This is a genomic window from Rhodanobacter glycinis (genome assembly GCF_900114325.1).
Taxonomy (GTDB): domain Bacteria; phylum Pseudomonadota; class Gammaproteobacteria; order Xanthomonadales; family Rhodanobacteraceae; genus Rhodanobacter_A; species Rhodanobacter_A glycinis.
Genome location: NZ_FOSR01000010.1, coordinates 72,028 through 85,887, shown reverse-complemented (window position 1 = coordinate 85,887; position 13,860 = coordinate 72,028). Strand labels below are relative to the sequence as shown.

At 65.9% G+C, this 13,860-nt stretch carries 12 protein-coding genes; 10 read left to right on the top strand and 2 right to left on the bottom strand.

Features of this window, described 5'->3' with window-relative positions; all coding sequences use genetic code 11:
- The first annotated feature begins 81 nt into the window (after positions 1 to 81).
- From BMY90_RS11920 to BMY90_RS11910, 3 genes are read left to right on the top strand one after another with little or no spacing between them, the layout of a single operon-like run.
- On the top strand, positions 82 to 672 hold the full coding sequence (locus tag BMY90_RS11920) for a hypothetical protein (protein ID WP_008216140.1): 591 nt from the start codon (positions 82 to 84) through the stop codon (positions 670 to 672).
- A 1-nt stretch (position 673) separates the two neighbouring features.
- Complete coding sequence (locus tag BMY90_RS11915) at positions 674 to 1,240, top strand: cob(I)yrinic acid a,c-diamide adenosyltransferase (RefSeq protein ID WP_008216138.1); 567 nt, start codon at positions 674 to 676, stop codon at positions 1,238 to 1,240.
- 11 nt (positions 1,241 to 1,251) lie between these two features.
- Positions 1,252 to 2,172: a histone deacetylase family protein gene (locus tag BMY90_RS11910; protein WP_092704282.1), complete on the top strand. Its 921-nt coding sequence runs from the start codon at positions 1,252 to 1,254 to the stop codon at positions 2,170 to 2,172.
- Positions 2,173 to 2,321: 149 nt separating this feature from the next.
- Here the strand turns inward: BMY90_RS11910 and msrB are convergent, their stop codons facing one another.
- Complete coding sequence (gene msrB, locus BMY90_RS11905; protein WP_008216134.1) at positions 2,322 to 2,744, bottom strand: peptide-methionine (R)-S-oxide reductase MsrB; 423 nt, start codon at positions 2,742 to 2,744, stop codon at positions 2,322 to 2,324.
- Positions 2,745 to 2,837: 93 nt separating this feature from the next.
- On the opposite strand from msrB, the gene BMY90_RS11900 reads away from it, so the two are divergent.
- From BMY90_RS11900 to BMY90_RS11870, 7 genes are all read left to right on the top strand, one after another.
- On the top strand, positions 2,838 to 5,258 hold the full coding sequence (locus BMY90_RS11900) for an LPS-assembly protein LptD (RefSeq protein WP_342741513.1): 2,421 nt from the start codon (positions 2,838 to 2,840) through the stop codon (positions 5,256 to 5,258).
- Positions 5,259 to 5,295: 37 nt separating this feature from the next.
- On the top strand, positions 5,296 to 6,660 hold the full coding sequence (locus BMY90_RS11895) for a peptidylprolyl isomerase (RefSeq protein WP_008216129.1): 1,365 nt from the start codon (positions 5,296 to 5,298) through the stop codon (positions 6,658 to 6,660).
- A gap of 25 nt (positions 6,661 to 6,685) precedes the next feature.
- A complete protein-coding gene (gene pdxA, locus BMY90_RS11890) occupies positions 6,686 to 7,696 on the top strand; it encodes a 4-hydroxythreonine-4-phosphate dehydrogenase PdxA (RefSeq protein WP_175481560.1) in 1,011 nt (336 codons plus the stop codon).
- Between the two features lie 58 nt (positions 7,697 to 7,754).
- On the top strand, positions 7,755 to 8,543 hold the full coding sequence (gene rsmA, locus BMY90_RS11885; RefSeq protein WP_092704166.1) for a 16S rRNA (adenine(1518)-N(6)/adenine(1519)-N(6))-dimethyltransferase RsmA: 789 nt from the start codon (positions 7,755 to 7,757) through the stop codon (positions 8,541 to 8,543).
- 65 nt (positions 8,544 to 8,608) lie between these two features.
- Positions 8,609 to 8,992: a Co2+/Mg2+ efflux protein ApaG gene (apaG, locus tag BMY90_RS11880; protein ID WP_037098583.1), complete on the top strand. Its 384-nt coding sequence runs from the start codon at positions 8,609 to 8,611 to the stop codon at positions 8,990 to 8,992.
- 15 nt (positions 8,993 to 9,007) lie between these two features.
- Positions 9,008 to 9,859, top strand: a complete 852-nt coding sequence (locus BMY90_RS11875; RefSeq protein WP_008208825.1) for a symmetrical bis(5'-nucleosyl)-tetraphosphatase — start codon at positions 9,008 to 9,010, stop codon at positions 9,857 to 9,859.
- Between the two features lie 275 nt (positions 9,860 to 10,134).
- Entirely contained in the window at positions 10,135 to 10,914 is a 780-nt protein-coding gene (locus tag BMY90_RS11870; RefSeq protein WP_092704164.1) for a class I SAM-dependent methyltransferase, read from the top strand.
- Between the two features lie 162 nt (positions 10,915 to 11,076).
- Here BMY90_RS11870 and secA read toward each other — a convergent pair whose 3' ends face one another.
- Positions 11,077 to 13,803, bottom strand: coding sequence for a preprotein translocase subunit SecA (gene secA / locus BMY90_RS11865; RefSeq protein ID WP_092704162.1), 2,727 nt, complete (start codon positions 13,801 to 13,803; stop codon positions 11,077 to 11,079).
- Positions 13,804 to 13,860 lie beyond the last annotated feature (57 nt).

The window sequence follows — 13,860 nt, the reverse complement described above, 5'->3', positions numbered from 1 at the left end:
GCACGGCGGCTGCATCGACGACGGCGCATTGGGCTAAACTGGGTGCCTGATTCCCCGCATGCATTCCCACGGAGCCCTGCCATGGACAAGCCGTACATCCAACGCGTGAGTATTTTCATCGCCCTGGCCCTGGCGATGGCGGTCACCCGCATCCATCACTTCGACGTGCTGCCCGATGCGTCGTGGGCCATATTCTTCCTCGCCGGTTTCTGGCTGCGCGGCTCGGCACGCTGGGCTTTCCCGCTGCTGATGGCCGAAGCCGTGCTGGTCGATTTCGTGGTGATCACGCAGCAAGGCATGAACTTCTGGAGCCAATACTGCGTGTCGCCGGCCTACTGGTTCCTGATTGCCGCCTACGGCGCGCTGTGGCTGGGCGGCAGCTGGCTGGCCCGGCACCAGCTTGGCCTGCGCATGCCCACGCTCGGCCTGGCCGTGCTGGCGCTGCTGGTCAGCGAGGCCGTGTGCTACCTGATTTCCAACGGCAGCTTCTACTGGATCAGCGCCAACGTGCCGGCGCCGCGCAGCTTCGGCGCATGGTTCGTCAACCTGGGCGACTGGTACCTGCCGTTCCTCGAAGTCACCGCGTTGTACGTGGGCCTGGGGGCCGTGCTGCACGTGCTGGTGACCCAGCTGTCGCGCACGCTGCAGCACACCGGCCACACGCAGCACTGACGTGGGCAACCGCCTTTCGAAAATCTACACGCGCACCGGCGACGACGGCAGCACCGGCCTCGGCGACGGCTCGCGGGTAGCCAAGGATTCGCTGCGCGTCAGCGCCTACGGCACCGTCGACGAGCTCAACAGCACGATCGGCATGGTGCTGGCCTGCAATGGCGTGGACGCTGCCGTGCGCGAAGCGCTGACCCAGATCCAGCACGAGCTGTTCGACCTCGGCGGCGAGCTGTGCATCCCGGGCATGGCGATGATCGACGACGCCGACATCACGCGCCTGGAAACCGTGCTGGACGGCTTCAACGAGCCACTGCCATCGCTGAAGGAATTCATCCTGCCCGGTGGCGGCATGGCCGCATCGTGCTGCCACCTGGCGCGCACCGTCTGTCGCCGCGCCGAGCGTGAAGTGACGGCGCTGGCGCGCGAGGAAGACGTGCGGCCGCAACCGCAGCGCTATCTCAACCGCCTGTCCGACCTGCTGTTCGTGTTGTGCCGCGTACTGGCCCGGGCCGATGGCCACGGCGAGGTGCTGTGGCAGCACGAGCGCCGGCGCAAGCCGACGGCCTGACCGGTAACCGCATGCTGCGGCTCTATACCCATCCATCCTGCCTGCAGCACGATACCGGCCCCGGCCATCCCGAATCGCCGGCACGGCTCGCGGCGGTGCTGCACGCACTGGATCACGACCGCTTCGCCGCGCTGGATCGCATCGAAGCCCCGCGCGCCACGCGCGAGCAGCTGTTGCGCGTGCATCGGGCCGGTCACGTCGAGCGCATCCTGGACGCGGCTCCTTCCGAGGGGCTGCTGCAGCTGGACGAGGACACCCTGATGTCGCCCGGCTCGGCCGAGGCGGCGCTGCGTGCGGCCGGTGCGATGGTGGCTGCGGTGGACGCGGTGATCGGCGGCGAATGTCGCCATGCGTTCTGCGCCGTTCGCCCCCCTGGCCACCACGCCACACCCGACCATGCGATGGGCTTCTGCCTGTTCAACAACGTGGCCGTGGCGGCGGCCCACGCGCTGGCGGCCCACGGCCTCAAGCGCGTGGCGATCGCCGATTTCGACGTGCACCACGGCAATGGCACGCAGGCCATCTTCGAACGCGAACCGCGCGTGCTGTTCGCTTCCAGCCACGAGTCGCCGCTGTACCCCAATACCGGCCGCGAAGACGAGCGTGGCGTCGGCAATATCGTCAATGGCTGCCTGTCGGCCGGCGACGGTTCGTGGGCCTTCCGCGAATTGTGGGACGGCCTGCTGCTGCCGCGATTGCACGCGTTCAAACCGCAGCTGGTGCTGGTTTCGGCCGGTTTCGACGCCCATCGCGACGATCCACTGGCCGGGCTGCAACTGGGCAGCGAAGACTACGCCTGGATCACCGCGAAGCTGGTCGAACTTGCCCGCGCGCATGCCGGCGGACGGCTCGTCTCGACGCTGGAAGGCGGCTACGCGCCGACGGCACTGGCGGCCAGCGCCGCCGCGCATGTCGAAGAGCTGATGGAATGATGCCGCCGGCCCGGGATCGGGTGGCAAGCCGATTCGGTCAAAGCCGGCTTTGACCTTCGCGACCTGAGGATGTTCTGATTTTGCCCGTCATCCCAGCGGCTCTCAACAGCCGAAGGAATGACGGGAAAAGCAGATTGATCAGGCCATCCCTAAAGCGGCAGGAAATCCAGCGCCACGGAATTGACGCAGTAGCGCAGGCCGGTCGGCCGCGGACCGTCGCTGAACATGTGCCCCAGGTGCGAATCACAATTGGCGCAGCGCAGCTCCACCCGATGCCGACCCTGGCTTTCATCCCGGCGCAGGCTCACTGCCGAGGGCGCCATCGGCCGGAAGAAACTCGGCCAGCCCGAGCCGGAATCGAATTTGGCCTCGGAGGCGAACAGCTTTGCCCGGCACGCCACGCAGACGTAGATACCCGCCTCGCGGTGGCGATACCAGCGCCCGCTGAACGGTGGTTCGGTAGCCGAACAGCGACACACGGCGTACTGTTCTGGCGTCAGATCGACCTGCCATTGCGAGTCGGTCTTGTGTACCGGAACGGGATTCGGAAGCGGATTGGAAGTCGTATTCATGCCTCGTCCCCACACGAAACAGATAGCGCGCGCCTGCCGCAGGCAGGCCCTTTCTGTTAGCTTACTGCGTCTTCCCGTCGACAGATTGCCATCGTGACGCGCACGCTACGCCAACTGCCTCCCCGTCGCCTGCTGGCGGTTGCCGCCGCCATGGCCCTGATCAGTGCCCAAGCCGATGCCAGTGGCGGAAAGGGCCTGAAACACCCCAAGTCCACGCTTGACGGCACCGAGACCGTCTGCCCGCTGGGCACCTTCATCTGCCCGCCGCGGCCGGACAACTTCGCGTTGTGCCGCCCCAATGCAATGCTGGAATTCTACGACCCCAGCCTGCCGCAGAACACCGACCTGCGCCCGACCGCGAAGACCTACGTCCAGGCCGAGCATGTGGACAGCTCGAACCAGACCGTCTACCACCTCTCCGGCCGGGTGAAGATGGATCGCGCCGACCAGCAGGTGCAGGCCGACCGCATCGACTACAACGACGAGACCACCGATTACGACGCCCGCGGCGACGTGCGCTACCAGGAAGCCGGCGAGCTGCTGTCCGCCGACCACATGCAGGGCAACACCAACGCCAACCGTGGCATCGCCGACGGCAACCTGCGCTTCCAGATGCTGCTGTCGCACGGCAACGGCACGGCGGATCAGGCGCACATGCTGGACGCCCAGCACAGCCGCTACCACCGGGTGGCCTATTCCACCTGCGACATCGGCCACCACCTGTGGGAAATCCGCGCCAAGAAACTCACCATCAACAAGGAAACCGGCCGTGGCGTGGCGCGCGACGCCACCATGCGACTGGGGCACGTGCCATTCCTGTATCTGCCCTACATGAGCTTTCCCGTCGACAACCGGCGCATGAGCGGTTTCCTGTATCCGACCTTCAGCCACACCACGCGTGGCGGCTACACGTTCAGCATTCCGTACTACCTGAACCTGGCGCCGAACTACGACGCCACGCTGGAGCCGCGCCTGTACTCGCTGCGCGGCCCGATGCTGGCCGGCCAGGCACGCTACCTGTTCCCGGGAACGAGTGGCCAGCTCGACTTCGAGTACCTGGCCAAGGACCGCTTCGACGACACCACGCTGTCGCCCACCGCCACGGACACCCTGGGCCGTGATCGCTGGCTGATGAAATACACCGACAGCACCGCGTTGTGGCCGGGCTGGTCGTTCGGCACCAGCATCAACCGCGCGTCGGACCGCAACTACCTGCGCGACTTCGGCAGCGACCTGTACACCATCTCCACCGGCACGCTGGCGTCCAATGCCTACATCAACGGTTCGGGCAACTGGTGGAGCGCCTCATTCGGCGCCGATTACTACCAGAACGTCGATCCGTCGCTGCCGGACAGCGTGGTGCAGTACAAGCGCTGGCCGCGTGCCACGTTCAACCTCGACATCCCGCTCAACCGCTGGCTCGAAGCCGGCCTGAGCAGCGAGGCGGTGGCGTTCCGCAAGCAGGACGTGGTCGAAGGCGATCGGTTGGACCTGTACCCGTTCATCGGCGCCGATTTCCAGGGCGCCGCGTGGTTCGTGCGCCCGAAGGTGGCCTGGCGCTATACCGCCTACCAGCTCAGCAACGGTTATCAGAATTACGGCTTCTACGGCCCGCTTGCCGCCGGCCAGGCTTCGCCGTTCACCGATCGCACACCCAGTCGTTCGCTGCCCATCGCCAGCCTCGACAGCGGACTGATCTTCGAGCGCGACACCTCGCTGTTCGGCAGCAACTACACGCAGACGCTGGAACCGCGCCTGTACTACCTGTACGCGCCGTACCGCGACCAGAGCAACCTGCCGCTGTTCGATACCACCTTGATGTCGTTCGACTACTGGCAGTTGTTCTCGCCCAGCCAGTACTCCGGCGCCGATCGCCAGATGAACGCCAACAACCTGACGGCAGCGGTGACCACCCGCCTGCTCGACGAGAGCGGCGTAGAGCGGTTGTCGCTCAGCTTCGGCCAGATCCGCTACTTCACCCCGCAAAAGGTGCCGCTCACCGGCACCACCGCCACCGACTTCGCCGGCTCGGACTACGTGGTGGAACTGGGCAGCCAGCTCAGCGACGACTGGCGCCTGAACGGCTCCTACCAGTGGAACCCGCACAGCCGCCAGACCGACATGGGCACGGTGGAACTGCAGCGCCGCATCGGCCTGGACGGCGTGCTGAACTTCTCCTACCGCTTCCGGCGCAGCCTGCTGGAACAATACGACGCTTCCGTGGTCTATCCCGTCTCGGATCGCTGGCGCCTGCTCGGTCACTGGACCTATTCGGTGATGGACAAGCGCACGGTGGAAGCCATGGCCGGCATCCAGTACGAAAGCTGCTGCGTGAAACTGAGCCTGCTGGGCCGTCACTACGTGAACGGCTACGACGGTCTGGTTCCCACCACGACCACCGCGAACCCGGGAACCAACAACGCGATCATGTTCGAGCTGGAATTCAAGGGCATGGGCGCATTCAACGGCCAGACCGAGACCTACCTGCGCCGTGGTATTCTTGGCTATCAATAAACTCCTGTCGCCACTGGCGATTGAAGGCCCCCGACTGATGAAGCAGACCTTCGCGTTACTCCTGCTGGCGATCGCCTTTGCGATCCCGCCACTCGCCCATGCCCAGTTGCTGCCGCAGGCCGCAGCCGGACAGGGCACCACCAGCCAGGAGCAACCGCTCGACCGCATCGTTGCGGTCGTCGAGGAAAACGTGATCCTGGAAAGCGAGTTGGACCAGGCCGTGCAAGCCGTGCAGCAGCAATATGCACAGCACCCCGAACAGTTGCCGCCCACCGACGTGTTGCGCCGGCAGGTGCTTGATCGCCTGATCCTGATGAAGCTGCAATTGCAGCGTGCCGACGAACAGGGCATCCAGGTCTCCGACCAGGAAGTCGACCAGGCCGTGGCCAACGTGGCCCAGCAGAACAAGATGACGACCGACCAGCTGCGCGCCGCCGTGCAGCAGACCGGGCAGAGCTACGCCGCGTTCCGCCAGCAATTGCACGACCAGCTGGTGGTGCAGCGCCTGCACCAGAGCGTGGTGCACGATTCCGTCTCGGTCACCGACAGCGAAGTCGACAACCTGCTCAACAGCCCGACCTACAAGGCCGGCGAAGTGCACCTGGCGCACATCGACATCAACATTCCCAGCGGTGCCAGCGCCACCGATATCCAGGTTGCCGCGGCCAAGGCCAAGGCCGCGCTGGACGCGATCAAGGGCGGCATGGACTTCAATGCCGCCGCCATCCGCTACTCCGACGCCTCCGACGCGCTCGACGGCGGCGACCTCGGCTGGCGCCGCATGGACGCCATCCCGCCGGCCTTCGTCGACACCATCACCAACATGAAGCCCGGCGACGTCAGCCCGGCCCTGCGCGGTCCCACCGGCTTCCACATCATCAAGCTGGTCGGCGAGCGCCAGCCGCCCAAGCAGATCGCCACCGAATTCCACGCCCTGCACATCCTGATCAAGCCCAGCGCCGTGGTGTCCATGCAGCAGGCCGAGCAGAAGGCCCAGTCGCTGTACAACCGCCTCGTCAACAAGCATGCCTCCTTCGCCACCCTGGCCAAGGAAGACTCCGACGACGACACCACCGCCAACAACGGCGGCGACATGGGCTGGTTCCAGCAGAACGCCTGGGGCTCGGCCATCGGCCAGCAGATCGCGCAGCTCAAGGACGGCGAGGTCTCCAAGCCGTTCCAGACCGCCGAAGGCTGGCATCTGGTGAAGCGCCTGGGCGAACGCCAGACCGACGTCACCGAGAAGGCCGCGCGCGAGCAGGCCCGCCAGGCCATCGGCAACCGCAAGGCCGAGCAGGCCTACGACGATTACCTGCGCCAGCTGCGTTCCAGCTCGTACGTGAAGATCCTGGTCCCCGCACTGGCCAAGCCCGACGAAGGCAACGCCAAGGCGTCCTCGTGACCCCGGCGGCAGCCGCACCGCGGTCGTGAGCACGCAGGCGCTGCCCCGGCTCGCCGTCACCGCGGGCGAGCCCGCGGGTGTCGGCCCCGAACTGCTGATCCGATTGGCCGCCAGCGAAGTGGCGGCCAATCTCGTTGCGGTCACCGACCGGGAGTTGCTCGAACGCGCCGCCTCGCGTTGCGGCGCGGCCATCGAGCTGCGCGACGACGACGGCAGCGATATCGCAGTGCGCCCGCCCGGCACATTGCGTGTCCATCACGTGCCATTGGGTGTTCCCGAAGTCCCGGGCCAACCCGACCCGCGCAACGCCCGGCACGTGCTCGCCACCCTCGCCGAGGCCGCCGACGGCTGCATGCAGGGACGCTACGCCGCCGTGGTTACCGCACCGTTGCAGAAGGCCTCGATCAACGAGGCCGGCATCCGCTTCAGCGGCCACACCGAATTCTTCGCCGAACGCGCCCACGCCGACGTGGTGATGATGCTGGCCAGTCCCGAGCTGCGCGTGGCACTGGCCACCACCCACCTGCCGCTGGCCGCGGTGCCGGCCGCGATCACCCGCGCCACGCTGGAACGCGTGCTGCGCATCGTGCACGGCGAACTGCGCACGAAATTCGGGCTGGCCGACCCGCGCATCGCCGTACTCGGCCTCAATCCGCATGCCGGCGAAGGCGGCCATCTCGGTCGCGAGGAACTGGACACCGTCATCCCGCTGCTGGACACGCTGCGTGCCGAAGGCATGCAGTTGCTTGGCCCGCTGCCTGCCGACACCGCCTTCGTTCCCGCCCAGCGAACACGCTACGACGCGGTACTGGCGATGTACCACGATCAGGCCTTGCCGGTACTGAAGAGCGAGGCCTTCGACCGCACCGTCAACCTCACCCTCGGCCTGCCCTTCATCCGCACCTCGGTCGATCACGGCACCGCGCTGGATCTGGCCGGCAGTGGTACGGCCGATCCGGCCAGCCTGATTGCCGCCGCCAAGCTCGCCTTGACCCTGGCCAAGAGCGAGAAGAGAGTGAAGAGGAGTGAGAAGTGAGTAGAAGCCACCCACTCGCCACTCTCACTCCACACTCCTCTCCACTCACTCTTGCCCCATGAACGCCCGCCCCAAGAAAAGCTTCGGCCAACACTTCCTGCACGAACGGCGTTACATCGAACGCATCGTCAGCTCGATCTCGCCACGCGCCGACGACTTCGTGGTCGAGATCGGTCCAGGCGAAGGCGCGCTCACCCTGCCCCTGCTGGCTGCCGCCGGCAAACTCACCGCGATCGAGCTGGACACCGACCTGATCCCGGGGCTGCAGGAGCGCGCCGCAGCCGTCGGCGAACTGGCCATCATCCATGCCGACGTGCTGAAGGTGGATTTCACTGCGCTGGCGCATCGCCATGGGGTGCCGCGCCTGCGCATCGCCGGCAACCTGCCCTATTACATTTCCAGTCCGATCCTGTTCCATTGCGTCGAGCACGCGGCCGCGATCCAGGACATGCACTTCATGCTGCAGAAGGAAGTGGTCGATCGCATGGCCGCCGAACCGGGCAGCAAGGTCTACGGCCGCCTGTCGGTGATGCTGCAACTGGCCTGCCGGGTCGAACCGCTGTTCAACGTGCCGCCCGGCGCGTTCCGGCCGCCGCCGAAGGTGGATTCGGCGGTGGTGCGGCTGATCCCGCTCACGCCCGAGCAGCGCCATGATGCGGACCCGGAACGGCTGTACGCCGTGGTCAGGGCCGCCTTTGCACAGCGACGCAAGACGCTGGGCAACGCCTTGCGCCAGCTGCTGGATGCCGACGCCATCCGCCGCGCCGACGTCGACCCCAAGGCGCGTGCCGAAACCCTGTCGCCAGCCGACTTCGTTCGACTGGCCAAGGTGGACACCTCCATCTGAACGCCATGCGCGCCGGCGGCTTCCATTCGCTGCCCATGCACATCGGCAACCCGTACAATCCAGCCATGACCGAGAAATCTTCCTACACGATCGACGTGCAGGTCGTAAGCCGCTTCGTGCCCGACCAGTCGCGCCCCGGCGACAACCGCTACGTGTTCGCCTACACCATCACCCTGCGCAACGCCGGCAACGTGCCCGCGCAGTTGCTCACGCGGCATTGGCTGATCACCGACGCCAACGGCAAGGTGGAAGAAGTGCGTGGCGACGGCGTGGTCGGCGAACAGCCGTGGATGCGTCCCGGCGACGATTTCGAATACACCTCCGGCGCGGTGCTGGAAACCCCGGTCGGCATCATGGGCGGCAGCTACCAGATGCTGGCCGACGACGGCACCCGCTTCGAGGCACCGATTCCGGAATTCACCTTGTCCATCCCGCGCACGCTGCACTGACGGAAGCGGACTGACATGGCCACCTACGCGATCGGAGACGTCCAGGGCTGCTACCCGGAACTGCAGCGCCTGCTGGAAAAGCTGCGCTTCGACCCCGCAGCCGATCGCCTGTGGTTCTGCGGCGACCTGATCAATCGTGGCGGCCGCTCGCTGGATACTTTGCGACTGATCCACGAGCTGCGCGAATCCAGCGTGGTGACTCTGGGCAACCACGACCTCAGCCTGCTCGCCATCGCCGAACGCAAGCCCGACGCACAAGCCCGGGTGAACCCGGAGCTGCGCGAAGTGCTGTTCGCCGAGGACGCGCCAGTGCTGTTCGACTGGCTGCGCAGCCAGAAGCTGCTGCACCACGACGAGACGCTGGGCTGGACGATGATCCACGCCGGCCTCGCGCCCATCTGGACGCTCAAGCAGGCGCAACGCTGCGCGCTGGAAGTGGAGCGCGAGCTGTCCAGCCCGCGCCGGGGCCGTCTGCTGAAAAACCTGTTCGGCAACCGCCCCGCCGCGTGGAACAACCGCCTGCAGGGCATCGAGCGCCTGCGCGCCACCATCAACACGCTCACCCGCATGCGCTACTGCGACGTCAACGGCCGCATCGACTTCGAGGGCAAGGGCACACCGGGCACGCAAAAGCCCGGCATGTATCCGTGGTTCGAGGTGCCCGGCATGCGTCGACGCGACACCCGCATCGTCTGCGGCCACTGGTCGGCACTGGGCCGCTTCGCCGGTCTGGGCGTGCATGCGATCGACACCGGTTGCGTCTGGGGCGGCAAGCTGACGGCACTGCGCCTGGACGGCGAGGAACCGCAATACATCACCGTCGACGCCGAGCCCCACCGCAAGCGTCCGCCGGGTGGCGGTGACTGAGCGGGCTTTTCCGGCACGCCCCGATCGCGGCGTGGCAACGGCGGCGGCGGCGGCGGCGTAGGAGCGCACCCTGTGCGCGAATGCTCTGGCGCTTGACCGGAGCGAAAAGCATTCGCGCACAGGGTGCGCTCCTACACGGCTTCGGCGAAGCTGCGGGTAGGTGCGCTCGCTACGGAAGAACCTCGGCCAGGCTCTTATGACATTTCTTCCGGCGTTGAGGCGTGCCGCCACCGCCATGCTAGGTTGATCGCTCCCCACCCGAGGAGCCTCCCACGATGGAACACCAAGGCACGGTCGCGCAGCAGTTTGGCGCGCAGGCACAGGCTTACCTGACCAGCACGGTCCATGCGCAAGGCAAGGACCTGCAGCAGCTCGGCGACATGGCCGAACGGTTTGCCGCCGGCGCGACCGTCCTCGATCTCGGCTGCGGTGCCGGTCACGCCAGCTTCGCCATGGCGCCGTATGTCACCGAACTGGTGGCCTACGACCTGTCCACGGACATGCTCGACGTGGTCGCCGCGGCGGCCGCCACGCGAGGGCTGGGCTCGATCCGCACCCGCCAGGGACCGGCCGAACGGTTGCCGTTCGCCGATGCCAGCTTCGCGTTGGTCGCCAGCCGCTACAGCGCCCACCACTGGACCGATCCGGCGACAGCCCTGCGAGAAATTGCACGCGTACTCAAGCCGGGCGGCCAGCTTTGCATGATCGATGTCGTGGGTCCGCAAGGCGTGGGATCGGCATTGCTCGACACCCACCTGCAATCACTGGAAGTGTTGCGCGACGTCTCGCACGTACGCGACTACAGCCGGGCCGAGTGGCGCGACATGCTGACCACCGCCGGTTTCGAGCTCACCGACGAGCAGGATTGGCGACTGGACATCGACGTCAACAGCTGGCTGGCGCGCATGCGCACGCCGCCGGTACTGGAAGCCGCGGCGCGACATCTACTCGCGAATGCCCCGGATGAAGTGAAGCAGTACTACGCCGTCGATCCGGCCACGCTGGACTTCAAACTGGAGTCAGCGATGTTCACCGCACGCAAGAGCGGGGAGTGAAGATTGAGGAGCGAGAAGTGAGAGAAAGCGCCGCTTCGCTCTCACTCTTCATGATCGGAGCGAGTGGGCGGGATTGAGGAAAACGCCTGCACGTTCGTGCTCTCTCTCACTCCTCACTTCTCTCCACTCACTCCTGCTTTATCGCTCTACTCACGCTTGACGTCAGGCCAACTGGCCGTGGCAGTGCTTGTACTTCTTGCCGGAGCCGCACGGGCACGGATCGTTGCGCCCCACCTTGGGGCCGCTGGCAACGGCCGGTGGCGCCATCGATGACGCAGCCTGCATCCCGGCATCGGCACCCAGCGCACCGACCGGTGCACCGCCGCCACTGGCTTGCATCTGGCGCTGCAGGCGTTCGGCCATGCGCTGCTGCTCGGCTTCCATCGCGGCGACTTCTTCCTCGCTGCGAATGCGGATGCGCGCCAGCATCTGGATCAGCTCATGCTTGATGCGGTCGAGCATCTGCGCGAACAGTTCGAACGACTCGCTCTTGAACGCCTGCTTCGGGTCCACCTGGGCGTAACCGCGCAGGTAGATGCCCTGGCGCAGGTAATCCATGCTCGCCAGGTGTTCCTTCCAGGCGTTGTCGACCACGCTCAGCATGATGTGCTTCTCGAGCTGGCGCATGCTTTCGGCGCCGATCTGCTCTTCCTTGGCGCGGAACAAGTCGTCCATCAGACCGCGCACGTGCTCGAGGATGCCGTCCGCATCGATCTCGGAGTGCTGCTCGATCCAGTGCTTCAGATCGGCGGTGATGCCGTACTCGCTCTCCAGTTCGCGGTCCAGCCCGGCAATGTCCCACTGGTCGTCAATGCTGTCGGCGGGCACATGGCCACGCACCAGCTGGGTCACCACGTCCTCGCGGATATCCGCGACGGTGGCCGAGACGTCGTCCTCTTCCAGCAGTTCATCGCGCTGGTTGTAGATGACCTTGCGCTGGTCGTTGGCAACGTCGTCGTATTCGAGCAGGTTCTTGCGGATGTCGAAGTTGTGCTGTTCGACCTTGCGCTGCGCCTTCTCGATCTGACGGCTGATCATCTTGTCTTCCAGCGCGTCGTCTTCCTTCATGCCGAAGCGCTTCATCCAGCGCACCAGCCCTTCGCCGCCGAAGATGCGCAGCAGGTTGTCCTGCAGCGACAGGTAGAAGCGCGAGGAGCCCGGATCGCCCTGGCGACCGGAACGTCCGCGCAACTGATTGTCGATACGCCGCGACTCGTGCCGCTCGGTGCCCACGATATGCAGGCCGCCGGCAGCCAGCACCTGTTCGTGCAGCTTCTTCCATTCGGCCTTGACGCGGGCGCGGTCGACGTCGCTGGCATCTTCCGGCAGCGCCGCCAACGCCGCTTCCAGGCTGCCGCCGAGCACGATGTCGGTACCGCGACCGGCCATGTTGGTGGCGATGGTGACCGCGCCGGGCGCGCCGGCCTGGGCCACGATCTGCGCCTCGCGCTCATGCTGCTTGGCGTTCAGCACCTCGTGCGGCACCTTTGCCTTGGTCAGCAGCTCGGCCAGCAATTCGGAGACGTCGATCGAGGCGGTACCCACCAGCACCGGCTGGCCGCGCTTGTGGCAATCCTGGATGTCGGCGATCACCGCCTTGTACTTCTGCTCCTGGCCGAGGAACACCATGTCCGGGTTGTCCTTGCGGATCATCGGCTTGTGGGTGGGAATCACCACCACTTCCAGGCCGTAGATGCTCTGGAACTCGAACGCCTCGGTGTCGGCCGTGCCGGTCATGCCGGACAGCTTCTTGTACATGCGGAACAGGTTCTGGAACGTCACCGTGGCCAGGGTCTGGTTCTCGCGCTGGATCGATACGCCTTCCTTCGCCTCGACCGCCTGGTGCAGGCCATCGGACCAGCGTCGACCCGCCAGCGTGCGGCCGGTGAATTCGTCGACGATGATGACCTCGCCGTCGCGCACGATGTAGTCCACGTCGCGCTGGTAGATCGCGTTGGCACGCAGCGCGGCATTCAGGTGGTGGACGATGGCAAGGTTCTTCGAGTCGTACAGGCCGCTGTCGACGTCGATCACCTTCGCTTCGCGCAACAGCTCATCAGCATGCTGCATGCCCTCTTCGGACAGATGCACCTGCTTCTGCTTTTCGTCGACCCAGTAGTCGCCGGCGCCGTCCTCTTCCTGCTGACGCACCAGGCGGGGCACCACCTTGTTCACCGCCAGGTAAAGCTGCGGCGAATCCTCGGCCGGCCCGGAGATGATCAGCGGCGTGCGCGCCTCGTCGATCAGGATCGAGTCCACCTCGTCGACGATGGCGTAGTGCAGCCCGCGCTGGTAGCGCTGGTCCTTGGAGAGCGCCATGTTGTCGCGCAGGTAATCGAAGCCGAATTCGTTGTTGGTGCCGTAGGTGATGTCGGCGGCGTAGGCAGCATGCTTGTCGGCGTGATCCATGCCCGGCCACACCACGTCCACGGTCAGGCCGAGGAAGTTGTACAGCTTGCCCATCTGCGCCGAGTCGCGGCGGGCCAGGTAGTCGTTCACGGTGACCACGTGCACGCCCTTGCCTTCCAGCGCATTCAGGTACACCGGCAGCGTACCGACCAGGGTCTTGCCCTCGCCGGTGCGCATCTCGGCGATCTTGCCCTGGTGCAGCACCATGCCGCCGATCATCTGCACGTCGTAGTGGCGCATGCCCAGCACGCGCTTGGCGCCCTCGCGCACCACCGCAAACGCTTCCGGCAGGACCTTGTTCAACGACTCGCCACCGGCGATGCGCTGCTTGAATTCCTCGGTCTTGCCGCGTAGCTCGTCGTCGCTGAGTTTCTCGAACTCGGGTTCGAGCGCATTGATGCGCGCGACAGTCTTGGAGAGCTGGCGCAGCACACGTTCGTTGCGGCTACCAAAAACGCTCGTCAGGGCACGATTGAACATCGATCTTCCGGATCAGGAGACAGGAGTGACCCGCCGGGAAAATCCCGACTGGACAAA